This window comes from Dechloromonas sp. ARDL1, assembly GCF_051122455.1.
In the GTDB taxonomy this organism is placed as follows: Bacteria; Pseudomonadota; Gammaproteobacteria; order Burkholderiales; family Rhodocyclaceae; genus Azonexus.
On record NZ_CP168941.1, the window covers coordinates 94064 to 120275 of the forward strand.

Annotated in this window: 23 protein-coding genes, 3 pseudogenes and 1 other annotated feature; of the genes and pseudogenes, 13 read left to right on the plus strand and 13 right to left on the minus strand. The window is 59.6% G+C overall.

The features are described from left to right. Nucleotides 1-77: 77 nt before the first annotated feature. Nucleotides 78-1754 carry a hypothetical protein gene (locus AB6Q56_RS23090; RefSeq protein ID WP_139379466.1) on the plus strand — a complete coding sequence of 559 codons (1677 nt, stop codon included), beginning with the start codon at nucleotides 78-80 and terminating at the stop codon, nucleotides 1752-1754. Continuing rightward, nucleotides 1754-2074 carry a GIY-YIG nuclease family protein gene (locus AB6Q56_RS23095; protein ID WP_079434299.1) on the plus strand — a complete coding sequence of 107 codons (321 nt, stop codon included), beginning with the start codon at nucleotides 1754-1756 and terminating at the stop codon, nucleotides 2072-2074. Before AB6Q56_RS23090 ends, AB6Q56_RS23095 begins: the two co-directional genes overlap by 1 nt. Here the strand turns inward: AB6Q56_RS23095 and AB6Q56_RS23100 are convergent. The 3 genes from AB6Q56_RS23100 to AB6Q56_RS23110 are packed head-to-tail and all read right to left on the minus strand — an operon-like array spanning nucleotide 2048 to nucleotide 3894. Next, nucleotides 2048-2863, minus strand: coding sequence for a hypothetical protein (locus AB6Q56_RS23100; protein ID WP_079434300.1), 816 nt, complete (start codon nucleotides 2861-2863; stop codon nucleotides 2048-2050). The genes AB6Q56_RS23095 and AB6Q56_RS23100 overlap by 27 nt on opposite strands. Beyond that, a complete protein-coding gene (locus tag AB6Q56_RS23105; RefSeq protein ID WP_139379467.1) occupies nucleotides 2860-3576 on the minus strand; it encodes a HipA domain-containing protein in 717 nt (238 codons plus the stop codon). The genes AB6Q56_RS23100 and AB6Q56_RS23105 overlap by 4 nt, the downstream gene beginning before the upstream one ends. A 9-nt stretch (nucleotides 3577-3585) precedes the next feature. Next, nucleotides 3586-3894, minus strand: coding sequence for a helix-turn-helix domain-containing protein (locus AB6Q56_RS23110; protein WP_079434302.1), 309 nt, complete (start codon nucleotides 3892-3894; stop codon nucleotides 3586-3588). Between the two features lie 158 nt (nucleotides 3895-4052). Here AB6Q56_RS23110 and AB6Q56_RS23115 point away from each other — a divergent pair, with 158 nt between their 5' ends. The 3 genes from AB6Q56_RS23115 to AB6Q56_RS23125 all read left to right on the plus strand — a co-directional run bounded on the left by AB6Q56_RS23115 (nucleotide 4053) and on the right by AB6Q56_RS23125 (nucleotide 8285). After that, nucleotides 4053-5144, plus strand: coding sequence for an ankyrin repeat domain-containing protein (locus AB6Q56_RS23115; RefSeq protein ID WP_079434303.1), 1092 nt, complete (start codon nucleotides 4053-4055; stop codon nucleotides 5142-5144). Nucleotides 5145-5146: 2 nt separating this feature from the next. Beyond that, a complete protein-coding gene (locus tag AB6Q56_RS23120; RefSeq protein ID WP_434517253.1) occupies nucleotides 5147-6094 on the plus strand; it encodes a hypothetical protein in 948 nt (315 codons plus the stop codon). Between the two features lie 709 nt (nucleotides 6095-6803). Beyond that, entirely contained in the window at nucleotides 6804-8285 is a 1482-nt protein-coding gene (locus AB6Q56_RS23125) for a hypothetical protein (protein WP_139379468.1), read from the plus strand. A 167-nt stretch (nucleotides 8286-8452) separates the two neighbouring features. Here AB6Q56_RS23125 and AB6Q56_RS23130 read toward each other — a convergent pair whose 3' ends face one another. Further along, nucleotides 8453-8623, minus strand: coding sequence for a hypothetical protein (locus AB6Q56_RS23130; RefSeq protein WP_434517254.1), 171 nt, complete (start codon nucleotides 8621-8623; stop codon nucleotides 8453-8455). Between the two features lie 232 nt (nucleotides 8624-8855). Between AB6Q56_RS23130 and AB6Q56_RS23135 the strand changes: the two genes are divergently transcribed. The 8 genes from AB6Q56_RS23135 (at nucleotide 8856) to AB6Q56_RS23170 (ending at nucleotide 19061) form a co-directional block, all read left to right on the plus strand. After that, entirely contained in the window at nucleotides 8856-10196 is a 1341-nt protein-coding gene (locus AB6Q56_RS23135; RefSeq protein ID WP_079434307.1) for a TolC family protein, read from the plus strand. Nucleotides 10197-10205: 9 nt separating this feature from the next. Further along, nucleotides 10206-11810 carry an efflux RND transporter periplasmic adaptor subunit gene (locus tag AB6Q56_RS23140; protein ID WP_434517255.1) on the plus strand — a complete coding sequence of 535 codons (1605 nt, stop codon included), beginning with the start codon at nucleotides 10206-10208 and terminating at the stop codon, nucleotides 11808-11810. Between the two features lie 15 nt (nucleotides 11811-11825). Further along, nucleotides 11826-15005: a CusA/CzcA family heavy metal efflux RND transporter gene (locus AB6Q56_RS23145; RefSeq protein WP_079434309.1), complete on the plus strand. Its 3180-nt coding sequence runs from the start codon at nucleotides 11826-11828 to the stop codon at nucleotides 15003-15005. 87 nt (nucleotides 15006-15092) lie between these two features. Continuing rightward, nucleotides 15093-15398: a zinc ribbon domain-containing protein gene (locus AB6Q56_RS23150; protein ID WP_079434310.1), complete on the plus strand. Its 306-nt coding sequence runs from the start codon at nucleotides 15093-15095 to the stop codon at nucleotides 15396-15398. A gap of 230 nt (nucleotides 15399-15628) precedes the next feature. Further along, a complete protein-coding gene (locus AB6Q56_RS23155) occupies nucleotides 15629-16573 on the plus strand; it encodes a cation diffusion facilitator family transporter (protein WP_293260809.1) in 945 nt (314 codons plus the stop codon). A 28-nt stretch (nucleotides 16574-16601) separates the two neighbouring features. Further along, nucleotides 16602-17027, plus strand: a complete 426-nt coding sequence (locus AB6Q56_RS23160; protein ID WP_434517256.1) for a hypothetical protein — start codon at nucleotides 16602-16604, stop codon at nucleotides 17025-17027. A 124-nt stretch (nucleotides 17028-17151) separates the two neighbouring features. Then, complete coding sequence (flgB, locus tag AB6Q56_RS23165; protein ID WP_293260806.1) at nucleotides 17152-17781, plus strand: flagellar basal body rod protein FlgB; 630 nt, start codon at nucleotides 17152-17154, stop codon at nucleotides 17779-17781. A 71-nt stretch (nucleotides 17782-17852) separates the two neighbouring features. After that, nucleotides 17853-19061: a hypothetical protein gene (locus tag AB6Q56_RS23170; protein WP_434517257.1), complete on the plus strand. Its 1209-nt coding sequence runs from the start codon at nucleotides 17853-17855 to the stop codon at nucleotides 19059-19061. A 263-nt stretch (nucleotides 19062-19324) separates the two neighbouring features. Here the strand turns inward: AB6Q56_RS23170 and AB6Q56_RS23175 are convergent. The 9 genes and pseudogenes from AB6Q56_RS23175 to AB6Q56_RS23215 form a co-directional block, all read right to left on the minus strand. Next, nucleotides 19325-19471, minus strand: a pseudogene (locus AB6Q56_RS23175) (IS3 family transposase); the annotation flags it as partial. A gap of 20 nt (nucleotides 19472-19491) precedes the next feature. Then, a complete protein-coding gene (locus tag AB6Q56_RS23180; protein ID WP_434513752.1) occupies nucleotides 19492-20085 on the minus strand; it encodes a plasmid pRiA4b ORF-3 family protein in 594 nt (197 codons plus the stop codon). Between the two features lies 1 nt (nucleotide 20086). Continuing rightward, the gene (gene tnpC / locus AB6Q56_RS23185; RefSeq protein ID WP_434513753.1) at nucleotides 20087-21622 is read right to left on the minus strand and encodes an IS66 family transposase; all 1536 of its coding nucleotides are present in this window, start codon (nucleotides 21620-21622) and stop codon (nucleotides 20087-20089) included. 52 nt (nucleotides 21623-21674) lie between these two features. Then, on the minus strand, nucleotides 21675-22022 hold the full coding sequence (gene tnpB / locus AB6Q56_RS23190; protein ID WP_434513754.1) for an IS66 family insertion sequence element accessory protein TnpB: 348 nt from the start codon (nucleotides 22020-22022) through the stop codon (nucleotides 21675-21677). Continuing rightward, nucleotides 22019-22348, minus strand: a complete 330-nt coding sequence (locus tag AB6Q56_RS23195) for a transposase (RefSeq protein ID WP_434517123.1) — start codon at nucleotides 22346-22348, stop codon at nucleotides 22019-22021. The genes tnpB and AB6Q56_RS23195 overlap by 4 nt, the downstream gene beginning before the upstream one ends. Nucleotides 22349-22509: 161 nt before the next feature. Further along, a pseudogene (locus AB6Q56_RS23200) lies at nucleotides 22510-23211 on the minus strand (IS3 family transposase); the annotation flags it as partial. A 58-nt stretch (nucleotides 23212-23269) separates the two neighbouring features. Continuing rightward, a protein-coding gene (locus tag AB6Q56_RS23205) for an IS3 family transposase (protein ID WP_374755713.1) occupies nucleotides 23270-24396 on the minus strand; the annotation gives its coding sequence in 2 pieces (ribosomal slippage) (nucleotides 23270-24138 and nucleotides 24138-24396; 1128 coding nt in all). 214 nt (nucleotides 24397-24610) lie between these two features. After that, nucleotides 24611-25705: an IS5 family transposase gene (locus AB6Q56_RS23210; protein WP_046535740.1), complete on the minus strand. Its 1095-nt coding sequence runs from the start codon at nucleotides 25703-25705 to the stop codon at nucleotides 24611-24613. A 97-nt stretch (nucleotides 25706-25802) separates the two neighbouring features. Beyond that, nucleotides 25803-26206, minus strand: a pseudogene (locus tag AB6Q56_RS23215) (transposase); the annotation flags it as partial. Next, nucleotides 25812-25928, minus strand: a sequence feature (AL1L pseudoknot). (Overlaps the previous pseudogene by 117 nt.) Nucleotides 26207-26212: the final 6 nt, after the last annotated feature.

A 26212-nucleotide genomic window follows, 5' to 3' on the forward strand; every position in this document is an offset into this window, starting at 1 on the left:
ACGGGAAGGCCTTGTGCGACACCTGCAGCCAGCGGATTCCCTACGCCCCTTGTGGCAAGTGCGGAAAGCAGACGCGCATGCTCAATGACCAAGGGGAGCCGCTCTGCAAGGTCTGCCGTGCCCTCAACCGCACCTGCGTGCGTTGCGGCAAGCCAGTGCGCAAGGCTGGGCGCTTGGTCGATGGCGGTGCTGTCTGCGGCCCCTGCGCCAAGTATTACCGTGAACCGCAGGCCTGCGATCAATGTGGGGCAATGGAGAAGGTTCTTACCGGCGTACAGACAGAAACTGGGCGGCGCCGTCTCTGCGGCAGGTGTTTCCGGCGCCATAAAGGCTACAAGAGCTGCAGCATCTGCCGGAAAGACAGGCTGCCTGTCGGCGTGACCGCTGACGGCAAGCCTATATGCAAAACCTGTTTGAGTGCGGCCGGAAAACCTTTCGTGTGCCCAACCTGTGGCCAGGAAGGAATACGCCATAGTAGAAGGCGTTGCCAGAAGTGCTACGTTCGCGATACGGCGAAAAGCCGTGTCGAGGAATATGCTCCCCTTTTTAGTCATGCATGGACCCGGGAAGCCTGGCTGGGATTTGGTGCAGAGACCCTGGAGGCAATGAATCCAGAAAAGCTAGTGCATCGAATCAACAGCTACTACCTCTTCTTCGTCCGGCTTGATCTCGCCTTCAGCAAACCTACAGAAATCACGCCGGTCGCGCTGTTGAAAAGCGTCGGCGGCTTGGATGGGCTCCGTCGATACACCGTGCCCTATGGCTATCTCCTGAAGCACCGAATCATCCCCGAGACAACGCGCAGTCTCCTGCAGGACGAGGCTGAATCCATCAGGCAGGAAGCCATGATCGCCAAGCTGGATGGCAAGTGGTATGCCCCAGTCATGGCACGCTACCGGAATCACCTGCTGACTGTCCGCGCCCGATACGACAGCCGGGGCTGGAAAGGGGAAGATACCCGGATGAAGGCGCGCTCGATTACGCTCAACCTCCGGGCGGCTCGGCGTTTATGCGAAACGCTGGATGCCATAGGTGTCCAGATGATTCAGCAGACGACGCCAGAGATGCTGGACAAGTTCTTCATGGACTATCCTGGACTGGCCGTCTCAATCCGTGCCTTCGTCCGATACCTGAACCGGAAGGAAAAACTCTTTCAGCGCCTGCGCCTGAAGACAGTTGCCCGGAGTGTGCCGGAAGGGATTTTCCTGCCCCGCGAAAAATCCACTGCGCTCATTCAAGCGTGGATGACGCCGACTGATGAGACGCTTCGGCAGTCCCTCATCGGCCTGTTCATGCTGCTCTATGCCCAGACGGTCAAGAACTGTGTTCGGCTTCGTCTGGATGCACTCATCCAACGGGCTGACGGGCGTTATCGCATAGCATTTGGCCGCGCGGAAATCCACCTGGATGCTCGGATCAGCGCGATACTCGATCGCTATTTGAACGTGCGGCAAACACTGGTTGCTCTGGACCATGCCGACGAAAATCCGTATCTCTTTCCGGGACGGCAGTTAGGCAGTCACCTGAGTGCCGAATCGGTATCCGGTTGGTTGAAAAAGGCGGGCGTCAGCTCCGATCAGTTGTTTGCAACATCAATCTATAACGCCTATCAAAATGGCCTGCGACTTCCCAAGGTCTTGGTGCGAGCGTTTGGCATCACCGATACGACCGCGATCAAGTATCTCAACATGCTGGATCCCCGCCTGGTCATGGAGATCGAACGCAAACCACTGGGCGGCGGGGACGAACCCTGATGGCTGGCGAACTTACCGTTCGGAAAAATCCATACGCCAGCGGTCAGCCGTGGTGGCTCTATATGCTCGAATGCAAGGGCGGAGGCATCTACACCGGCATCGCGCTGGATGTGGATGCGCGGTTTGAGCAACACGTCGCAGGCAAGGGCGCCAAATACACGCGCATGAACCGGCCCATCCGGGTCGTCGCGCGCATCCGCTACGACACGCACCGGGAAGCCGCTCAGGCTGAAGTTGCGCTGAAACGCCTCAAGCCCCTGGAAAAGCTGCGGTGGGCCTATGCCTTGGCTGGGTTAGTCGGCATGGACAAGTCGGCGTAACGCGTGGGGCGTCTCCGGATCGTTGAGGGGCAAAAGCATCGCGGCCCCCGCGATCCGCTGCAACAGGTGGGCAAGTCGGGCTTTGGGTTCGTCGTGAAGGACGATGCAGCGATCGCGTCCCAGTATCCCATGGGCCGTCAAGGCCGCGAATCCGTACAGGACGTCGTTCGCCTGGTCGGCCACTTCTGCCGCCGTCCTGCCATTGAACCGCAGCAGCTTGATTCCCAGTGGCACCGGCGCCTCAACGAAAGCCGCCAAGCGGACAAATTGAGGCTGTCCGGGCACTTCGATTTCCAGCTCGACATCGCGATGGAAGGTCGAGACGAATTCGAGTTCCGAGCGGCGGAAGGTATCATCGACGTCATGCTGAAAGGTGGATCGCTTCGGAATCTTCGGCACCGTGACCATGCTGCCAAATAGCCGCCGGGCCACAACAAGCGGACTTTCCCCGGCTGGGACGATTGCGTTGATGGGTTCGCCGGCGTCGAAGCGGGCACCGGATTTCGCCAAATGGTTCAGTTCGTCCTGAATTTCGGCGGCCGTCCGGGCCTCCATCGCCAGCGCCTTGAACCAGCGCTCCCATTCACGAAATACCCAGCTGACAGCCTCGCCATAGCCGAATGCGCGGCAGAAATAACGCGCATCGGAATCGCCTGAAGGTTGGTCGCCCAGCATGGCCAGGTGCGTCTCGCCCTGACCATGGACGAGCACGCCGATATTCCGATGCTCCTGGCGGAAGGGGTCGGCCGCATAGCGGATCGTCCAGCAAGTTACCTCGCGGGTGGTCATGGTCGCATCGCCGCGGCGGGGATGATTTCCGACAGGCGCCGGGATCGCACTGACAAAGCTTGGTAGAGGGCTTCCTGGGTTTCCGGCAGGACGGTCCGGAATGCCTGGCCGAAGACACAGCAGTTCCGCAGGGTGTCATCCGGTAGGCAGGCGATGCGAACCAGCCACTGTTCCAACCGGGTCTTCTCGACAAGCCCCTGGAAAGGGTGGAATTTGACGATGGGCTCGGTGCTCTTCAGGCGCTCGACACTTCGGGCTGGGTCCTGCTCGACGTCAAGCAGCGCGAACTGATGGTCGAAGGCGCGGAACAGCGGCAGGTGCTCGCTCAACATCGCCGCCTTGATGTTGCCGCCACGATCCCGGTTGCCGATCCAATAATCGAACGCCAGGATTGCGGCCGCTGCCTCGGGGTACCGGGCGGCCACTTTCCGGTAATCCGACTTGCGCATGTCCGGCAGGTCCAGGCCGGGCAGCGCCACCTCGAGGCTGGCATAGGCATAGCCGTCGGCGGCGACGGTAAGCACGCCGTCAGCGACCGGCACACGTAGCGCCTGCGCCAGCCGCATGGCCGCGAACTCGTTGTACACCAGGTGTGGCGAGTCGGGACAGTCGAATTTCAGGATGCCGTGCAGGGTACAGGCCACGGGGTGGGTAATCCCCTGGACATTCCGGCGAGGCGGGAACAGTTTGTGAATGCGGTAGGGCGTTGGCATAAGACCGCCCTATGCCGAGCCGGCCGAACGTCGGGATTGCCCTTTTGCCTTTGGCTGGGAACCCTCGCCGCCCTGGCCGGGCCCCTCGGTATGCGCCAGAAGATCGAGCACGTCGACATGCAAGGCATTCGCCAGCCGCTCCAATCCATCAAGCGAGATGTTCGTGACGCAGCGCTCCAGCTGCGACACGTAGGTCCTGTGGAATTCCGCCAACTCGGCCATTGCCTCCTGGCTCAGTCCGCGTTCCTTGCGTAAGCGCCGGAGGTTTTCGGCAACGCGCTGGCGCGCCTCCCCAATTGTTTGATCTCTCGTACCCATAGTGGTCTGGAGAGTGGCCGCCTACGGGTTTTGTATCTACAGCGCATTACTCTACTGTTTTTAAATCTCATTCGGTAGAATCGCTATGTCATCTACTTAACCCTCTTCGTTCCGCCATTCCCTACCGGGAACGGTGGGAGCGAGTTTCAGGAACGACCATGAAACTGCTTCGCCTCCTGGCGGTGTTGACCATCGCCGTCGCTGGCTTTCCGGTCCAGGCTCAGAACATCCTGACCGAGCTCAGCGGCTCCACCTACCGGGAAAAGACGGTGTATGCCGTCTATGACGTGCCCGGCAAGGACCTCAAAGTTGATGCCATCGAAACCGCCGTCCTCGATGCCATTCATCTCTACGCCCGCGATGCCCAGGTGCGTCAGGGCATCCCGCCGTCCGTCTTCCCCGACTATCCTGCCCAGATGACCCTGGGGCGCCGGCTGAGCGGCGGCCCCAAGCCGAACTGCGCCGGCGAGCTGTTCTCCATCGAGGGGATCGATTCGTCCATGGCGAAGTACGGCGAGAAGACCTACCACCGGGTCTGCCTATTCCCCTACGCCGCGGGATACCGCATCAACTACTTCGCCATCTATGGCCAGCAGTCCGGGGCGGGCAATTCCAATCCGAACGTCCTGGCGGCGATGCTCGGTCGGGCGATGGGTAGCGCCGTGGGTCTGGGCGACAGCAGCGGCGCGATCAACAAGCTGCTGGGACGCCTGGAAGGCAATCTGCAGGGCGCCGGCATGGCCTTCAAGCTGGTGCAACTGCACCCGAAGGATCTGGCCGGCCGAGTGGTCGTGGAGGATGATCTGCCGCGGCCGGCCACCCAGGCCGTAGTGGTGGCCCAGGCTCCCGCGGCATTGGCGACGGTACAGCCTGCCCCGGCTGTGCCGGGACAGCAGATCGACCCGAGAGCCCTTCCCCCGGAGTTGGCTCAACTGCGGACGGCGCTGATGCAGCAGCGCGAAGCCCGTCAGCAGTTGGTGGCGCAGCAAGCGGCCGCAAGCGCCACCGGCAAGAAGCTCACCGCCGCGGACGCCCGCAAGGAGCTGACGGCCATGGGGCTGCAATACTTCAACCAGGAGCAGTTCGTGGCGGCGATCCGCCGCGGCGATGCCCTGGCGGTCGACCTCTTCATCACCGGCGCCGGCGTCGACCTGAATAGCGGGTCTCCAGGATCGACTCCCCTGGTCATTGCTGAGAGTAGCGGACGACAAGATATCGTCGCTTTGCTGAAAAACAACGGGGCGCACTGACCATGCCGCGCCTAGCCCCGTGGATCTTATGCTGGGGGCTGGTGACGGGACTGCCGGCCGCGGCCCAGCAGGTGGGAAACGGCGACCACGTTCAGCCGGTTGCGGGCTACCGGCCGGGCTCAGTGTTGAAGGCCGTCCCCATCTATCTGCAGCATGTCGATGGGCGGTGGTCGGCCAGCCTGACGGGCGATCTCAAGGATCCAGCCACGGAACGGGTCGATATTTCGTTACCGAGCAGTTCCACCCGGGTGATGACCCAGCCGGTCCCTGGAGGCAGGCGGCAGTGCCTGACCAAGATGAAGGACCGGGGCGAGTTCGGCTACCTGGAGTGCAATTCCGCCTTCTACTCGGTCAACAAGGGCTCGGCGGCCGCCGCCACCCTGCTCCGGGGCGTCTTGACCCTTGGCATCCTGACGGCAACAGATGCAGCGTCAGGTAATACGTCCTTCACCGTTTCGATCGATCAGCCCGCCCTCGATGCCGCCGTCAGCGAGTCCAAGGCCGTCGAGCTGGCCAGGGAATCGGTGCCGTTGCTCGAGTACCGACATCTGTTCGCCAGAGCCGGCACCCCGCAGCAGTTGCGCGCCTTCATCGCCGCCTTCGAGGAGGGTTTCGATCCTGAGTCATTGGTGGAGCAGGCCAAGGCGAAGCTGCCCACCGCCATCGCGCAGGAGGAGGCCCAGGCCCGACAGAAGGCGACGGAAGCGACGCAGCGAGCTGAGGTCCTGCACCAGCAGGAAATCCGGCGCCAAGCCGATGAGGAGGCCCTAGCGGCGTTCCGTGGCCGGCTCCGGCCTGGTGACCGGGTGGCTGCGATGTGGCGGGATGGCCGCAACCTGCTGGTCGGAATGGTCGTCGAAATGAAGCCGCCGTTGGCATATGTGCAGTGGGAGAACGCAACACCCGCCATGCAGTGGGTCCGCCTGGAAAATCTGCTGCCGCCCAGGTAGAACCTGAAACCTACGGTGCAGTCAGACGAGAGCCGAGTCGGCTGACCATTCTGGCCTTAAACTTGGCCAACTTGGTTCAATCGGTGATTGGCGCCGCGACAACAGCAATCGGTTGCCTTGCAGTTCGAGGACAAGGCTATCCGGCCGACCGCCCAAGGCCTTAAGCATGGCGGGCGGAATGACGATCCTTCCTCCGGGGCGGATGCGCGATTGGAATCGTTTGCTCAAGGAGCGGTGGCACAACATTTGGCGTTATTCGCGAGGGACGTGAATGGACATTATTACAGAGGTAAGGCGGTATTTCCGGCCGCTGACCATCCACCCGTGGCGTGCCGCGTGGCGAGTTCGACACCGTGGCCCGCTGGTCGCTTGCTCGACTTGGCTAACCGACCTCATCGAGGTAGGCAACAGGGGAAGATGAACAATAGTGTCGACCTACAACTTTTCGTAGCCATCTAGTCCGCCGACACCAGGTGCTTCGAGCATTTCCCAGAGGTGGTCACCGACTGGCAATAAGTTGTAGGCCTGCACCAAGACCGCACTTGCATTGTTCTCACAACTGGATAACATACGAAATCGGTTGTCCGACACCAGCCAGTGCGCGTCGCAATTGCGATAGGGCGAATCAGGACACATCCTCTGCTACATCATCATTTTTCCATTGAGCGTTGCTCTGGAATGCGCACACCAGGATTCATAGCGCTCGGACTTGGAGAAAATGATGACTGTTAACACCTCTTCCTTCCCCGAAGATTCCAGCAATTTCTATAGCTTCGGCGCCCGCCGCATTGGCCGATATCTTGCCAAGCTTGGCATGCCAATTCCCGACGAAGATGCCGTGCGTAAGGAACTGCTCAACCGCTTTGAAGGAGTGGACTACTTAGCCGCCAAGCGGCTGCTTGAGAAAGAAGATTCCGCTGATTGGCACACTGTTGTCGCCGGCGAAGTGGATAGTGACCTTTCAGGTTTTTCGGTCCAAGCCGCACGTACCTTCGTTGACGGACTGGCCGCCGTTCTAGACATATGCGACCGCGAGCGCATCTTCCCCTCTGCAATTGACCGGCTTTCTGATGGAATCCGCTTACGGGTGCACGACAAGACGTTTGCCGAAATCCGGCGGATGTGTTTTGAGCCCTACCAGCCCAGACATCGCGAACGTGTCCACAGTGCCTTGAAAGGCATCCGTACCCGCGGCGAGAACGAACGGATGGTAGCCAGGCTCCGATCACTACCGGGATTTGCTTCCATCAACATTGAACTCGACCAGGATAGTTGCACTGAACCTTACGGGTTCCTGCTTGTTCCGTTCCCAGCCAACTGGGCAACGGCCATGATGTCGGCGATGGTGTCACTTGGCCTCCCGGTGAAGCGCCATGTCGCCCAGGAACTCGTGGCGCAACTGTTCGGCGCCAGCAACTGGCAACACCTGGTCGCCAATGATGGCGAGGCACGGGTCTGGGCGACGCCGTTTGCGGTAGCGAAAAGCGAGACCGATACCACTAGCTGGCGCTATTACCGGACTGTGGGCGAAAGTGTCTGGGCCTTCGGAAAGACGCTGGAATCCTGGAATGGCAAGCCATTGCTGATCGACAGCTGTAGAAGTGCCACATTGTCGGATGGTTTATACGTTGCCACAGCCTTAGTCGAGAGCCCCAGAGATCATGATCGCGAAGGCTTACCCTTCTCTACGCCAGTCGACATTATCGACCCAGAGGATTCCGACGATTACTATCCGCTGGCCAGACAGGCCGCGGCACTGCTGAATTCGGGCGGTGATCCCATGGCGGCACTCGGCTGGAGCGGCGATTTCAGCCGGAACATGCTCTCGGCGAACGTCCGTCTTGGATCGACTGGCGACAGGACGTTGCAACTCGGTGCTTGGTGGCTACGCGTGTTCGACGCTCACCAGAGAGCATATCTTTCACTCGAGCAATTTGACGCTGACGGCACGCGTATGAAGGCAGACAGTATCCCGCTTTACAAAACTACTCTGCGCCACGATGCCGAGAACAACATTCTCACAGTGCTTGGCGACTATGACCGAGAGGATGTTGCGACAATCCCGAATGTTTCGACTGAACAGATCGAACAGCTCCGACTAATGGTCAGTGAGCCAGCCGACAACCCATCGGCACCGGCCTATTGGGGACAAGGCGATATTCGGGGAGAATGGCCGCCACTGCCTAACTGAAGCCGCTGCGGTGCGAAAACCGGCCAATGCACCAATAGCCTAATGAGGATCCCAGCCCCGTTTGCCATTCTGCCTATCCGACGCAGACGGGGCTTGGCATTCCTCCACCAACCTCTGATAAACTTAGTCGGGTGAAAAAGCTGCTCGTGTTTCTTCTCGTGGTCATATTACCCTTCCAGTTCGCTTGGGCTGGGGTGGGTGTGTATTGCCAACACGAGACAGGCCAAGCCGCGCAGCACTTCGGCCACCACGATCACCAGCACAAAGCGCTTGGAGATCAGGGCAAGAGCGAGTCGGGCAAGGTTAACCCGAGCGCCGACAATGATTGCAGTTCCCATCTAAATGGCCACAACTGCTTTCTCAGTAGTCTGGAAGCTTTAGTCGTAGCTCCAATTGTGGTGTTCGACGGCTTCAGCCCGCATTACTTCGCATCGCATATCCCCGACGGGCCCGAGCGCCCTGATAGACAGCTCGCCGCGTAAGCCCGGCGAGACATCCCCCTTTTTTCTGCGGCTGACGTAGCCGCCTTTTCGGTCTCGCCGGATTGTCCTGTTCATTTAGGAGAATTCGATGCGTAGACCACGCACATCCCTGATCGGGCTGCTGGGGTTGGCAGCCACCATTTTCAACCCCTTGGTTTCCCCTGCACTGGCGCAGTCTTCAACGGCGCCGGGCAACGTCAACTCGGCAGCCCTCCTGCCGAATCCACAGACCGGCAAACTCGAGCCGATCGGGCCGCTGGGCCTGGCCGCCGCGATCGATCTCGCCCTGTCGGCCAACCCTACGTTGGCCGCTGCCGCGCGCGAATTGCAGGCCGTCGAGGGGGCCGTCATCCAGGCCGGCGTACGTCCCAACCCCGAAATTGCGACTCTGGTCGAGGACACCCAGAACAAGGCCACCCGCACGACGACCTTGCAGATCAATCAGGCCATCGAACTGGGCGGCAAGCGGGCCGCCCGTATCGAGTCGGCTGAACGCGGGCGTGACGTAGCCGCCGCCGATCTGGCCACCCAACGCCTGGAAATCCGTGCGGCGACCGTGGCAGCCTTCTTCGACGTGCTTGTCGCGCAAGAGCGCGTCCGGCTGGCCGAAGCGTTGCTTGACCTCGCCCAGCGTGCGACCCAGGCTGCGTCACGACGTGTCATGGCAGGCAAGGTTTCGCCGGTGGAGGAAACCAAAGCCCGGGTGGCGGAAGGATCCGTTCGGGTGGAGTTCAATCAGGCACAAGCGGAATTGGCGAGCGCACGCAAACGCCTGGCCGCGACCTGGGGTAATCCGTCACCGCGTTTTGAGCGGGCCGATGGACGAGCCGAGACATTGCCTGCCGTACCAACGTCGGAAGAGATTACCAATCGTCTGGCGGCGTCCCCCGCCCTCGCTCGTGCTCGCCTCGAAGTCGATCGCCGCTCTGCGCTAGCGGAGGTCGAGCGGACGCGCCGGATACCTAACGTAACGGTGAGTCTAGGCGCCAAACGTGCCGAAGAGTTGGGGCGTGACCAAGCCGTTGTGGGCTTGTCGATTCCACTCCCACTGTTTGATCGTAACCAGGGCAATCTGCTGGAAGCCTTGCGCCGTGCCGACAAGGCACGGGACGAACTGGCCGCGACGGAAGTCCGCCTCTCCACCGAAATCGCCCAGGCCCACGAACGGCTCAAGGCGCTCAGCCTGGAAGTCGGGACCTTGCAGAAGGAAATTCTGCCGGGCGCCCAGAGTGCCTATGAGGCAGCCAGCAAGGGGTACGAGCTGGGCAAATTCAGCTTCCTAGAGGTGCTGGATGCACAGCGCACCTTTTTCCAGGCACGGTCCCAATACCTGCGAGCGCTGGCTGACGCCCATCGGGCAGCGGCCGACATCGACCGCGTGCTTGGCGCCGTAGCTGCGTCATCCCCAATCGGCGGTGGACAACTCTAGGAATTCATCATGAAAACAAATTTGAACAAACTCCGCTCCAACCTCAACAAGAAGCAGAGCATCGCCATCGCCATCATCCTGGTCGCAGGTTTGGCGATCAGCGCCGCGATCCTCGGCACGGGGACATCCCAACCCGCCGGCGACGGCCATGGCCACGGCAGCCATGCCGAGTCAAAGGGACACGCCGATACCGAGCACCATGGCGGGCAAGCAACCGATGGCCATGAACACGCCAAGGAGCACGGCGATGCCGAACATCATGAAGAGGGGCCACAAACCGGCCCTCACGGCGGGAAGCTTTTTGCCGAAGACGGCTTCGGCCTCGAAATCCTGCTGGCAGAAGAAGGCGGCGAACCCCGCTTCCGGGTCTGGCTCTTCCAGCAGGGCAAGCCGGTATCGCCCAGCACCGCCAAGGTTTCCGTTTCGCTTGCTCGGCCCAGTGGGGACAAGCAGGAAATCGCCTTCGCCGTGGAAAAGGACTATCTGAAGAGCGTCGTGGCGATTGAGGAGCCCCATGTCTTCGACGCGACCGTCGCGGCGCGGATGGCAAATGCCCCCTATCTCTTCACCTTTGCCCAGGAGGAAGGCAAGGTGGAACTGAGTGATGCGCAGGTTCAGGCCGCCGCTATCACCATTCAGAAAGCAGCGCCGGCCCGAATTCGAACCGCCGTGCAGTTGCCGGGAGAGATTCGCTTCAATGAAGATCGGACGGCCCACGTCGTCCCTCGGTTGGCCGGCGTGGTGGAAAGCGTTCCGGCCAACCTGGGGCAAACGGTGAAGAAGGGCCAGATTCTGGCTGTGATTGCCAGCACGGGTCTGTCTGAACAGCGCAGTGAATTGCTTTCTGCCCAGAAGCGCCTTGCCCTCGCGAAGTCGACTTATGAACGCGAAAAGAGGCTCTGGGAGGAAAAGATTTCCGCCGAGCAGGACTACCTCCAAGCGAAGCAGGTCCTGCAGGAAGCCGAAATCGCCATGGCTAACGCCCAGCAAAAACTCGTTGCCCTCGGCGCTTCCCCGCAAGCGACGGGAGCCCTCAACCGCTATGAAATCCGGGCTCCATTCGACGGCATGGTGGTGGAAAAACATATAGCCCTGGGCGAGGCCGTGAAAGAGGACGCCAGCATCTTCACCGTCTCCGACCTGTCCTCGGTCTGGGCCGAGATCATCGTACCCGCCAAGGATTTGAACACGGTCAGGGTCGGCGAACCGGCCATCGTGAAGGCCACTGCCTTCGACTCGAAGGCGGAAGGCAAGGTCTCCTATGTCGGCGCGCTCCTTGGCCAGGAAACCCGTACTGCCCGAGCGCGAGTGACGCTTCCCAATCCGCAGATGGCATGGCGCCCCGGACTCTTCGTCAACGTTGAGGTGCAGTCGGGCGAAGCAGATGTCCCGGTCGCCGTAGCAGCCGATGCCATCCAGACCGTCAATGACAAGCCCGTGATCTTCACCCGAGTACCCGGCGGCTTTGTCGCTCAACCGGTCACTCTGGGGCGATCCGACGGAAAGATCGTCGAAGTGGCCCGTGGCCTGAAACCGGGCATGTCCTACGCAGCCGCGGGAAGCTTCGTCGTCAAGTCGGAGCTGGGCAAGGGCAGTGCCGAGCACAGCCACTAAGCGAGGGAGCCGATCATGTTTGAACGCATTATCCGTCTGGCCATCGAGCATCGCTGGCTGGTACTGCTCACCGTCATCGGTATGGCCGGGCTGGGCATTTACAACTACCAGCGCCTGCCCATCGATGCTGTGCCGGACATCACCAATGTCCAGGTCCAGATCAACACCGCTGCGCCCGGCTATTCCCCACTCGAGGTGGAGCAGCGGGTCACCTATCCCGTAGAAACGGTGATGGCGGGTCTCCCGAATCTGGAACAGACCCGCTCGCTCTCACGCTACGGGCTCTCCCAGGTGACGGTGATTTTCAAGGACGGCACGGACATCTACTTTGCCCGCCAACTCGTCAATCAGCGCATCCAGGAGGCCCGTGAAAAGCTGCCGGCCGGAATTGCTCCAGCGATGGGGCCGATCTCGACCGGACTTGGGGAAATCTACTTGTGGACCGTCGAAGCCAAGGAAGGCGCCAAGAAGCCCGACGGCACGCCCTACACGCCGACCGATCTGCGCGAAATCCAGGACTGGATCATCAAGCCCCAGTTGCGCAATGTACCCGGGGTCACCGAGATCAATTCCATCGGCGGCTACGCCAAGGAATACCAAGTGGCGCCCAGCCCGGAAAAGCTCGCGTCCTATGGCCTGACCTTGCAGGAGCTGGTGACCGCCATCGACCGCAACAACAACAATGTCGGTGCCGGCTACATCGAGAAGCGCGGTGAGCAATACCTGGTTCGCGCCCCAGGCCAGGTGCATTCAATGGAAGATATCCGTAATGTCATTCTCGGCAATGTCCAGGGCGTACCCATCCGTATCCGCGACGTAGCGGAAGTCAGCATCGGCCGCGAATTGCGTACCGGCGCTGCCACCGACAATGGCCGCGAGGTGGTACTGGGGACCGTCTTCATGTTGATCGGCCAGAACAGCCGAACCGTCTCCCGGGCAGTTGACGCGAAGATGGTCGAGATCAACCGCAGCCTGCCGGAGGGCATTCATGCTGTGACGGTCTACGACCGGACCGTACTGGTGGATAAGGCCATCAACACGGTCAAGAAGAACCTCCTCGAAGGAGCGATCCTGGTCATCGCCATTCTCTTCTTGTTCCTGGGCAATCTACGGGCGGCGGTCATCACTGCCATGGTGATTCCCCTCTCCATGCTGTTCACCTTCACCGGCATGGTGACCTACCAGGTCAGCGCCAACCTGATGAGCCTGGGCGCCCTCGACTTCGGGATCATCATCGACGGCGCGGTCGTCATCGTCGAGAACTGCGTGCGCCGTCTGGCCCACGCCCAAGCCCACCATGGGCGGGCACTAACCCGGACAGAACGCTTCCACGAAGTCTTCGCCGCCTCGCAGGAGGCACGCCGGGCACTGCTCTTCGGCCAACTCATCATCATGATTGTCTATCTGCCCATCTTCGCCCTGACCGGTGTGGAAGGAAAGATGTTCCATCCGATGGCCTTTACCGTCGTGACGGCCCTGGTTGGCGCCATGATCCTGTCGGTGACCTTCATTCCAGCAGCCGTTGCGCTCTTCATGAGTGCCCCGGTTGCCGAGAAGGAGAACAGGCTGATGTTGGCTGCCAAGCGCTGGTACGAACCCACGCTGGATCGTGTCATGTCCAACCAGCCGGTCGTACTCGTCTTCGCGACTGTCATGATCCTTTTGTCCGGTTTGTTGGCGACGCGCATGGGGAGTGAATTCGTTCCCAGCCTGAACGAAGGGGATTTCGCTATCCAGGCCCTGCGCATCCCTGGCACCAGTCTGTCGCAGTCGATCACGATGCAGCAGCAACTGGAAAAACGGCTGAAGACGGATTTCCCGGAAATCGATCGCGTCTTTGCTCGCACCGGGACCGCCGAAATTGCCTCCGATCCGATGCCGCCGAATATCTCCGACGGCTACATCATGCTGAAGCCGCAGGATCAATGGCCGGAGCCCAAGAAATCCCGGGACGAGTTGCTGGCCGCTGTGCAGGAAGTGGTTGGCAGTTTGCCGGGCAACAATTACGAGTTCTCCCAGCCTATCCAGCTGCGCTTCAACGAATTGATCTCCGGCGTGCGCAGCGACGTGGCGGTGAAGGTCTTTGGCGATGACATGAATGTCATGAACGACACTGCAGCTCGCATCGCCGCCATCCTGGAAAAGATCCCCGGCGCTTCAGAAGTCAAGATCGAGCAAACCACGGGTCTGCCCATGCTCACGGTGGACATCGATCGTGACAAGACCGCCCGTTACGGCCTCAACGTCGGCGATGTGCAGGAAACCATCTCCACGGCGATCGGGGGACGGGAGGCGGGCACGATGTTCGAAGGCGACCGTCGTTTCGACATCGTGGTGCGTTTGCCCGAAACCTTGCGTGCCGATCTCGATGCCTTACAACGCCTGCCGATCGCGTTGCCGCGTACGAACGGAAAAAGCGAGGGCCGCACGACCTACATTCCCTTGGGCGAGGTTGCCAGCCTCCAACTGGCCCCCGGACCGAACCAGGTTAGTCGCGAAAACGGCAAGCGCCGGGTTGTAGTCAGCGCCAATGTGCGAGGCCGCGATATCGGCTCCTTCGTGGCGGAGGCGCAGCGTCGTTTGGAGGAGGTGAAGGCGCCTGCCGGCTATTGGACTGCCTGGGGCGGGACGTTCGAGCAGTTGGAGTCGGCCACCCGGCGGCTGCAGATCGTTGTTCCCGTCGCGCTATTGCTGGTCTTCACGCTGCTTTTCGCCATGTTCGGTAACGTCAAGGACGGCTTACTCGTCTTCAGCGGCATTCCCTTCGCGCTGACTGGCGGCTTTATCGCACTATGGCTGCGAGGTATTCCATTGTCGATCTCCGCGGCAGTTGGCTTTATCGCCCTCTCGGGCGTCGCGGTGTTGAACGGCTTGGTCATGATCTCTTTCATCCGCAACCTGCGTGAGGAAGGCCGGCCGCTCGATGCCGCCATCCGGGAAGGCGCGCTCACCCGCCTGCGACCGGTATTGATGACAGCGTTGGTGGCCTCTCTCGGTTTCGTACCGATGGCCATCGCGACCGGCACCGGTGCCGAAGTCCAGCGGCCGCTGGCGACGGTGGTGATCGGCGGGATCCTGTCTTCGACTGCGCTCACCTTGCTCGTCTTGCCCATTCTCTATCGCCTCGCCCACGGCAAGGATGCCGATGAGGAAGACTTCACCACCGACCCAGTGCCCGGGCCGAGCGAGGCATAGCGTTTTCCAGGTGTGACCGGTGGTATGGCGCCAGATGCGGCAAAAGCTGTCGGTCACACTTTAATCCACTCACCTACGGAGGTTGATATGGGATTCTTTGAAAAACTCTTGCGAGGAGCCGCTGGTTCGCATGGCGGAGGTCATCATGGCGGTGACCGGAACAGCGGCCATCATGGCTGGGGGAACAGTTATCCCTCAAATTCAGCGCCACCCACCAATAGCGCTGCTGGTAGCCTCTCATGCCCGAAGTGCGGCTCCGCGACCACCCCTGGGGGTCGCTACTGCGCCCAATGCGGCACAGCCTTGGTTCCCGGCAATTGTGCGGCCTGCAATGCGAACCTCGCCCCGGGGACGAAGTTTTGTCCGAATTGCGGCAAGGCGCAGCAGCCATGAGCTTGGTGCCGACATTTCATGCTTAAGCACATGATCCACAGCCACCTTGAGTTTCGACTACTCATGGTCACCTTAGGGATGATGCTCACCCTTCTGGCACTTTACGGATGGGTTTGCTGGCGGGAAGGTAGGCGCGGCAAGGCACCCAAATTTTCGGAAAACCTTCGGCGTCGTCTCCAGATGACGAAGCAGAAATGGAAGCGACGCCACGATGATCAAGGAGGGGCCGCATGAGTGCGAGCCACACCCACGCGCTCCCGAGCACCGAAAACGAGCGTGCCCTGCGCTTTGCCCTGGCGCTGACCGGCAGTTTCCTGGTTGCCGAAGTCATTGGCGGCGTACTGACCGGAAGCTTAGCTCTCATCTCGGATGCCGCGCACATGTTGACCGATGCTGCCGCGCTCGCCATCGCATTGGCGGCCATCCGCATTGCCCGGCGCCCGGCCGATCGCCGACGAACCTATGGCTACCACCGCTTTGAGATTCTGGCGGCTGCCTTCAATGCCATGCTGCTGTTTGCCGTGGCGCTCTACATCCTGGTTGAGGCTTACCGGCGATTCACCTCCCCGCCCGAAATCCATTCGGTTGGGATGCTCGTGATCGCCAGTATCGGCCTCATCGTCAATCTGATCAGCATCCGCCTGCTGAGCGGGGGACAGACAGATAGCCTCAACGTAAAGGGTGCCTATCTCGAAGTGTGGAGCGACCTTCTGGGGTCGATTGGCGTGATCGTGGGCGCGGTGGTGATTCAGCTAACCGGCTGGTCCTGGGTAGATCCGCTTGTGGCTGTCGCCATTGGCCTCTGGGTTTTGCCACGCACCTGGATCTTGCTGAAGGACAGTCTGAATATCCTGCTCGAAGGCGTGCCCGAGGGCATCGACTTAGGAGAGGTGGAACAGGCCATGCTGGCTGTGCCAGGCGTCCTTGGCATCCATGACCTGCACGTCTGGGCGCTGACGACCGGCAAGACCAGCCTGACCGCGCATGTGGTCTATGACCCGACTTACTCCACCGAAGACGCTTTGATGCCCGCCTTACAGACGGTGTTGGCCAACCGCTTCAAGGTAGTCCACATGACGCTGCAATGCGAAACCAAACCCTGTGCGCACCAACCGCAAGGCTGCACCACCGCCGACAGCACATCCGAGCACGGCGGCAACCCTAATTTTCATTAACCAATTTACCAACTGACATGGAGCTCCCATGAAACCTTCCACGGTACTTTCCGCTTTTCTATTCGCTTGCTTCGTCAATCTGGCATCCGCTGCGGACGATCATAAGGGCCATGCCCACTACGAAAAGCCGGGCCAGGCGCATACCCATGATGCCAAACCCCAGCACGATGGCGTCGTATCGGTCGTCAAAGACATCAACTACGAGCTGGTGGCGAAGGTTGATTCCCTCACCCTCTACGTGACTGATCACAATCAGCCTGTCGACACCCGGAATGCGTCAGCTACCGTAACGCTCCTGTCCGCATCAGACAAGATCGAAGTCAAATTGCTGCCAGCCGGAGGTAACCAGTTGCGTGCCCAGGGGACCTTCAAGATCCAAGCCGGCACAAAAGCTGTCGCCTTGGTCAAACTCGGCGACATGTCCGGCCAGAGTGTTCGTTTCATCCTGAATTAGACGATGGTCACTGCACCGCCCATTCGTTCGCTGACAGCCGAGGCAAGGCCTGCAGTGCACAGCGTGGGCGATGCGTTTCCACGGCCGATCGCCACCACCGCCGTACTTCATCCAACGAGTTCCTATGCCTGAGCCTTCATCGCTGTTCCCGGCGAGACAGGTGGAACTTACCGGAATTACTGCGCCTCGTGTGTCCGGGACAGGTGAAATTCCAAGCTCAACGGCATTTTCAAGCATCCTTGAAAACGCCGTCTCACGTTCGGCGGCTGCCAATACTGCCTCAAGTGACAATTTCGACCCCGCCGGAAAATTGATTCTTGGCACTACCCATTCATCTCATTTACCAGCGAACGAGAACGGTTCAAACAAGAAAAATGGGGATTTTCAACAGAAAATGCTCGGAATAAGGGCCTATAGGCAGCAGATTCTTGCGTCCAATATCGCCAACGCTGACACGCCAGGCTACAAGGCGATGGATATTGAAATCACCGAGGCCGCCAGTGCCGATCAATCCCCTCCTCTTCAGTTGAACACTTCTTCGCCAGGGCATTTGAAGGGAAATTCTTCTTGGCAGTCGCCACCCGTCAGCCTTAAGTACCATGTCCCCTCTCAGGCCGCGGTTGACGGAAATACCGTCGAAATGGATGTCGAGCGCCAGAAGTTCGCGGAGAATTCATTGATGTATCAATTCTCCCTTGATCGGGTTGGTGGTGAGTTCAAGGACATGAGAGAGTTATTTCAATCACTGAAATAAATAATCGTGTTAGAGAACTAAGGTTGGTGTCTTGCAGGGTCGCAGGCAAAAAATTCGATGGAGTTCACGTGATGTCCAATAAAAATTCTCATAAGAAGTCCGCTCAGAAACCCGGAAAGCAGAAGGCTCGCTCCACGAGTACGTGCCTTTATCGCGTACTTGGGTATCAGCCTCTATCAGTGGATATGGTGGCGCAAACCCTGAAGGGACTGTCAATCCAGAAAACGCCGTGCAATATCTCTATCCGAAGTGCTCAATCAGAAACCGCCGTGCAGCTTCAAACCGGTGGATCTATCTTGGCAATTGAATTTGAGGCTGAGCCTAACTTCGACCTTGTCGCCGCTGCCCGACGAGGTCTCTCGCTACTAGAGGATTTCCTCTCAGCGATCGCGCTGGTACACGGATCGACATTCCAGGCTACTGAGCCGCTACAAGTGGCACGCTTAGGAGCGGAGAAGGTCGATGAATGCGAATTCCTGATGTTCAAGCGACTGCCGCTGAAGCATTGGAGTAAGCCAATTACGCCAGAAACCGTTGCAAAGGCAAAACACCTCCTGGCGCACTGGGATGGCTTGGAATCTGGGCATAGACTTCGAAGGGCCGCTCTGCAATATCGAGAGGCGATTGGAAACCTGGACGACACTACCGCATTCCAGGAAGCCTACATTGGCCTTGAATCGATGGAGCCACCGCTTGCTAAAGCGGCAGGGCTACCGCCAGGTACGGAAGAGGTGAAAGGCTCCTGTGAGTCATGCGGACATCAGTTCACAAGAAAGAGAACATCTCTAGTCGGTGTTCGCGCGTTCGTTTTGGATAGCATCGACCCGGAATCGGCTGAAGCGGGCCGGAAAGCAGATTGGAAATTGATCAATTCGCTCCGCAACGATCTTATGCACGGCTTGGCCGACCCAGAGAAGCTAGCTGACCGGCCCCATAAAGCCCTCCTTGCCGCGATGCACCATCTTCACGCATCTATCTGCGTTGCCTCACATGCAGCCGACCTTTCCACGGGGCGATACCAGCTCGCACGAGGTGGTCCAGTCTATCTCGTTGGCGGAAACTACAAAACGACTTCTTGGCCAGCGCTCCACGAATGGGGGACAGCCATTGAAATCACCGACGTCACGTGGGTTCCGCACAAGCAGTATGGGTTTGTACCGGAGATGAACTTCAAGAATGAAGGACTGAAGGATCTCGAAATCGGCATCGCAGTGCTGGGCGAGCCTTTCTCGTTCGCTACGATGCACTCCATCCAAGCCACAAGGTTTGAGCGCGACTAGAAGTTATGAAGCCTAGTTCTGACGTTGAACGCCAGCTTCTGACTGGCGCCAACTTCAGCTTAGGTTCGGCCCCCGCGACTACGTCAGGGTTTGCGATCTCGTAACAGCCGCAGCCCGTTGAACACCACCGGCAAGCTGGCCCCCATGTCGGCAAATACCGCCATCCACATCGTGGCGTGATCGAAGAGGGCCAGCAGCAGGAAAACGAATTTGATGCCCAGGGCCAGGGTGAATCGCCCCGGGTTTTGTAGAGGCTCCGGGGTTTAAGTGCAGGCGGTAGTTGCCTGCGTAAGGGCTTGTGAATAGTACCGTTCCTCAGCCTCGGCCGGCGGGATATTTCCGATGGGTTCCAGGAGTCGGGTGTGATTGAACCAAGTCACCCAAGTCAGGGTGGCCAGTTCGTAAGCGTCGTCCCGAAGCCGTCTTGAAATCAGATTTTCAGGTCGTGTAAAGCGAGGCTAATGGCGACGACGTCCACGAATGCGGGATCGAAGGCATCGCCGTGCCATTCGGACATCGACTGGTGCTCGGGATGGTTGGGGTCGGTCATGGCTGCCACGAAGTCTGCGTAACCGGGCGCGCCACCGACATCTTCCGGAGGTGTGGCATTCGCGGCTTTCAGGAGCATGGCACGGTGGCTCAATTCGGGATCGCCTGGCAATTTCTTCTCGACCTTGACCCGGTGTTCCCAGTGATCGCCGAAGTCGTAGATGTACTTGAACGAACTCATGCCGCCCAAGGCGGTTTTGAGCTGGACTCGTGTCTCCGGGCGAACTGGCTCCCAATCGAATTCGGGGTCGGGAATGCCGAAGCGCTTGCCACCAAAGTCGAACTCGTGCAAGTGGTAATCGCACCAGCCGAAGGTGACTTGCAGGACCTGATGTAGATTGCCCAGCGTGATCGACTCCGGCACCAGGATGCGCCGCCAGATGGTCGGCTTGATCCAGGCCAGCTCAATCTTCAGTTGCAGCAGATCGGGAATCTTCTTGGCTCTGGGCTTCTTCAGCGCAATGACGTTACTCATTTCAGGCAGCTTTCTGTTCAACGGTGGCGTGATCGGGGTAAAGATTCCACGGGAGTAGCTCATGAATCCGATTGATCGGATGCTCGGCAATCCGGGTCAGGACTGTCCGCAAGTAAGCCTCGGGATCAATCCCATTGAGTTTCGCGCTACCGATCAGGCAATACATGCTGGCTGCGCGCTCGCCGCCGACATCCGAGCCGCCGAACAGGTAGTTCTTTCGCCCCAAAGCGACTCCGCGTAATGCACGCTCTGCCGCATTGTTATCGATCTCGATTCGGCCATCTGCGGCATAGCGGATCAACGCAGACCAGTGATTGAGCGCATAGCTGATTGCATCGGCAAGGCCGGATTTGCGTGATATCCGCTGGCGCTGAGCGTCGAGCCAGGCATGCATGATCTTGAGCAAGGGATAGGCTTGCACTTGACGAATGACCTGCCGCTCACCGGGCGATCGGCCACGGATTTGACTTTCGACGGCATACAGCTCGGCAATCTGGGCAATGGCCTCGGCCGCGATGGGCGAAGCCTGGGCCCGATAGACATCGACGAATTTGCGCCGGACGTGCGCCCAGCAGGCGGCTTCCTGAATCTTGCCAATCTCGTACAAGGCATCGAACCCGCTATAAGCATCGGCTTGCAGGATGCCGCGGAAGGATTTCAGATGATCACGGGGATGTTGTCCCTTGCGATCTTCCGAGTAGGCAAACCAGACTGCTGGCGGATCGCCACTTCCCGCTGGGCGATCATCCCGCACATACGTCCACAGCCTTGCGGTCTTGGTTCGCCCCTTGCCCGGCGCGAGCACTGGTAACGGTGTGTCATCGGCATGTACCTTGCTGCCGCCCAGGACATAACGCCGGATCGCATCCACCAGCGGCGAGAGCAAGTCATGGCAATGTCCAACCCATTCGGCCAGGAGTGCCCTGTCCAGGTCCAGACCGCTGCGTGCATAAATGGCGCTTTGCCGATACAGCGGCAAGTGATCGCAGAACTTACCGACCAGCACGTGAGCCAACAGGGCAGGACCGGCAAAGCCGCGGGGAATCGGACGGGCGGGGGCCGCCGCTTGGGCAATGTGATCACACCGGGTGCAGGCCAGTTTCGGCCGCACATGGCGAATCACTTTGAAACTGGCTGGCACGTACTCGAGCATTTCCGAAACGTCCTCACCGAGGTGCGTAAATTGCCCGCCACAATCCGGACAGCACTCTGCCGTCGGCATATGCGTCACCGTTTCGCGGGGCGCTGTTTCCGGGAAGGGCTTGCGGTTCCTGATTCGCGGCGTGTCGGCCGGTTTATCCGGCGCGGACGATATCGGCGAAGCCGGCGTGAGCGGCAGTGGCTCGAACGCCAGCCCAAGATCGAGTTGCCCCAATTGCGCCAGCGTTTCCGATTTCTGGCCAAAGTGCAGGCGACGATACTTGGCGACGAGCAGCTTCAGACGGGCGTTCTCCTCAAGCAGCCTTTCAACCTGCTGGCGCAGCTTATCGACTTCGCAGGAAGCCTGGCTGGTAGAGGATTGGTCTGGCTTGGGCATGACCGAAGTCTACGGGAATTCAGGGGCAGTGAACAGCCCCCGCAGGCCGGCTTTACGCCGCCCGCTCGGGCTGCCAGGTACGCGCAGGACGCCGCCAGTCGATCCCTTCCAGGAGCATGGCAAGTTGGGCTTTGCTCAGATGAACTCGCCCATCGGTGGCATTCGGCCAGATGAAGCGCCCGCGTTCGAGCCGCTTGGCAAACAGGCACAGACCATCGCCATCCCACCAGAGCAGTTTGACGAGGTCGCCGCGCCGGCCACGAAACACGAAGACGTGACCGCTGAATGGGTCTGCCGCCAATTGCTCCTGGGCAATGGCAGCCAGTCCATCAAAGCCACGGCGCATATCAGTCACGCCGGCCGCCAGCCAGATCTGCGTTCCTACCGGCAGTCCGATCATTCCCTGGACGCCAGGCAATCCAGTACCAGATGCAGTGCCGAGGCCGTGACATCGCCACACACACGAACGCTGGTCTGGCCCCGGACGATCTCGATATATCCCGCCGCCGCGGTGATCGTCGCCTTGGTGGCCTTTGTGTCGCCCGCCGGTTCTGCAATTACGGGCAGGAACAGGGGCTGAGGCTGTATCCCAACGGCCTTGGAGTCGCCCTGTATCTCGAACTGCCCCGCCCGATATTGCCGCCGCCACTTGAACACCATGTTCGTGTTCAGCCCGTACCGCAGCGCTAGCTTCGCCACCGACACCCCGGGCTCGCAAGCTTCCACGGCCAATCGGCGCTTGAATTCAAGCGGATAATTCGGCCGGCCACGCCGTCCGCCGCTAACAACCTCTGCTGTCTCCAAAATGATCCCCGCTACTTTGTTTGGCGGGCACCACTTTCTCTCTGTTTCAAACTATTCGCCAGACGGCCATGAAAGGACGCTTACGCCAGTTCCAGGGACTCGATGGTTTTCCAAGGGCCCCGGTGATACACCAATTCGGCTTTGTAGAGGCCGTTGATGGTTTCGGCCAGGGCATTATCGTAAGAGTCACCTTTGCTGCCGACAGAGGGCTCGATGCCTGCTTCGGCCAGCCGCTCGGTGTAGCGGATGGAAACGTATTGGCTTCCCCGGTCCGAGTGATGAATCAATGCCCCGTCACGTTTGGGCTGTCGGTCATACAGCGCCTGTTCAAGCGCATCCAGGACAAAATCGGTACGCATTGACCTGCTGACACGCCAACCAACGATACGGCGAGCAAAGACATCAATCACAAAGGCGACATAGACAAATCCCTGCCAAGTAGAGACATACGTAAAATCGGAGACCCACAGTTGGTTCGGGCGCTCTGCGTTGAATTGGCGATTCACCCGATCCAGCGGGCAAGGCGCGCGGGCATCACTGAACGTCGTCTGCATGATCTTGCCGCGCCTGACGCCTTCCATGCCCAGATGTTTCATCAGCCGTTCGACCGTGCAACGCGCCACGGGAGTTCCTTCCCGGTGCAATTGCCGCCAAACCTTGCGGACACCATAGACGTGGAAATTGGCCTGCCAGACCCGTTGAATCTGGGGAATCAGAAATTCATCTCGTTGCGCCCTGGCGCTTCTCAGGGAGGGATTGCGTTGCCGGGCAACGTGACGCCAGTAGAGGTGGCCCCGCGCAGTTGGACAGAAATTTGGTTTTCTTAAGTGAGTTCTCTGCGGGTTAAGCCGCTGCGGCGAGCAGCGGCTGGTTGAAGTAAGCCGTATCCGGGGTTTGCCCGTCAAGCGTTGAGTGCGGGCGACGACGATTGTAAAAATCGAAGTAGCGGGCCAGCGCCTGTCGGACCTCGGAAACGGTGTCGTAGCCGTGCAGGTAAATCTCCTCGTACTTGACCGATTTCCAGAGGCGTTCGACGAATACGTTATCGCGCCAGCAGCCCTTGCCATCCATGCTGACCTGAATGCTGTGCTCCTGAAGCAAGCCAATGAAGGCCGAACTGGTGAATTGGCTGCCCTGGTCTGTGTTCATGATTTCCGGTCGGCCATACTTCATGATGGCCTCTTCCAGAGCATCGACGCAGGGATCAGCCGTCAGGCTGTTCGACAGGCGCCAACTCAGCACCCGACGGGTTGCCCAATCAAGCACCGCGCTCAGATAGACGAAGCCCCGGCGCATCGGGATGTAGGTCGTATCCATGGCCCAGACCTGATTCGGACGCTCGATGGCAAGGCCGCGCAGCAGGTAGGGATAGATGCGGTGTGCCTGGTTGCGCCGACTGGTGTTGGCCTTGCGGTAGATGGCCTGGATATCGAGCTTCTTCATCAGCGTACCGACATGTTTGCGACCGATTTCATGGCCTTCGAGCTTGAGCATATCGCGCAACATCCGCGCACCGGCAAAGGGATGCTCCAGGTGCAGTTCATCAATCCGCCGCATCAGCATCAAATCGATTTCGGATGTGGGCTGCGGCTGGTAATAGACAGAAGAACGCGAAAGCTCAAGTAACTGGACTTGCCTGACGACAGGCAGATCGTGGGCCTTGTCGATCATCGTTTTGCGCTCGCATCGCCGATGCGACCGAGCGCGACGGCCAAAAAATCAATCTCCAACGCCTGCTGGCCTATCTTTGCATGCAAATCCTTCAGGTCCGGCGTGGCCGCCTGCTTCTCGGCAGCCGTCGCAAAGACACCCGAGGCGTTCTCGAGCAATTGTGTCTTCCATTGCGTAATCTGATTCGGATGAACGTCAAACTTCTCTGCTAACGCAGCCAGCGTCTCATCGCCCTTGAGGGCGGCAATCGCCACTTTGGCCTTGAAGGCGGCTGTGTGGTTACGGCGGGGTCTTCTCATTGCTTCTGCTCCTAGGCAGGCGATTTCCATCGCCCATTGAAGCAGAGATTTCACTTAACTCGATGTCCGGATTCGCGGAACCACCTCTAGCAGGCTGCTGAAATACCGCCCTGCAACTGCAGACGGTGGCATGGAACGGAGTCGTTTTTCGTAAGGCGAAGCGGATTTTCGGTCGTTCGCACGTGTTTTACAGGGATTCCGAGGTGTTTTCCTATCATATTGCCCCCAGCGGACGGATTGCTCCCAAGGAGCGCATGCGCGTCAGGTTGTAGGCGGCCATGGTCAGCACGAACAACTGATCGACCTTCTCCAGTCCGCGCACCATCACCTGGCGTATCGGCCCAATGAACTTGGCCCAGCCGAATCCCTGTTCGATGAGTTTGCGCTTTTGCTGGGAGATCGCGTAACCGTCACTGCCGGCAATGTCGTCCGGCACGGCAGAACGGCGATGGCTGGTGTTCTGCGCCACATGGGGAATGACATTCAGTTCGATGAGTGCCGCAATGAATTCCTGGGCATCGTAGCCCTTGTCCGCGCCGAGGGTGATTTCAGCCGTTTCGCCGGCGACTTGGCGGGCATCGGCGATCAGGGCCTTGGCAACTTCCCGCTCGGCATAGCCATCGGCCGTGGTCACGACCGCACTGGCAATGAGTCCGTGGCGGTTGTCGCTCAAGGTGTGTCCCATGTAGCGCAACTCACTGGCGGTATTGCCCTTGCGGTACAGTCGGGCATCCGGGTCGGTACGTGAGGCGTGGGTGTCATTGCTGCGTGACTGGCCCTTGAAATTGCCGCCGCCTTCATCATCTCCGCCGTCCTTGCGCAGGAAACTCTTGTGTCCCGCCCAAGCCTGGATGAGCGTGCCGTCGACACTGAAATGTTCGCCTGATAGCCAGTTCTGCTTCTCGGCAATGGCCAGTACCGCATTGAAGAGTTCGATCACGGCATCGTGGGCAATCAGGCGTTCGCGATTCTTGGTGAAGACGGTGGGCACCCAGACTGCATCGTCCATCGATAGGCCGATGAACCAGCGAAAGAGCAGGTTGTACTGGGTCTGCTCCATCAATTGCCGTTCCGAGCGAATGCTGTAGAAGATTTGCAGCAGCATGGCACGCAGGAGTTTCTCCGGGGCAATGCTGGGGCGACCGCCTTTGACGTCGGCGGCATACATGCCGCTGAGCAGGGGTTCGATATCCTTGAGCGCCCGATTCACCATCGCCCGGATCGGCCGCAACGGGTGCTGCGCCGGCACAAAGTCGTCCAGGCGACGCATCGTAAACAAACTCTCGGTGAAGGTGTCGGCTCCGCGCATGATCCGCTTTGTGCTCTCGGTAATCTCGGTGAATCTCTATAACGATCAAACCCGCTGTTTCGTCGACAGGATGGGGAAGTATTTCAGCAGCCTGCTAGTAGCCAGACGGGGCAACCTGCAATAGTTTGCAGAGCGGCTCGACCCCATACGTCTCCCGGTGCCGATCAATAAATGCCCTCACTTCTTCTTGAGGCGGTCGAGCTCCGCCTGCGCGAAAAACGCACTGGCCAGCCGCAGAATTTCGTTGGCCTGACGGAGCTCCTTGTTCTCCCGCTCCAAGGCTTTCATGCGCTCCCGCTCATCGGTGGTTATGCCATCACGCCGGCCCGTATCCACTTCATGTCGCTTGACCCAGTCATGCAGGGTTTGGGCTGCGCAACCAATCTTCGGGGCGATCGATTCGATGGCTGCCCATTGAGACGGATGTTCTTTGCGGGCTTCTTGTACAAGCCTCACCGCACGTTCTCTGACTTCAGGGGAATATCTGTTTGATTTGCTCATCATGGC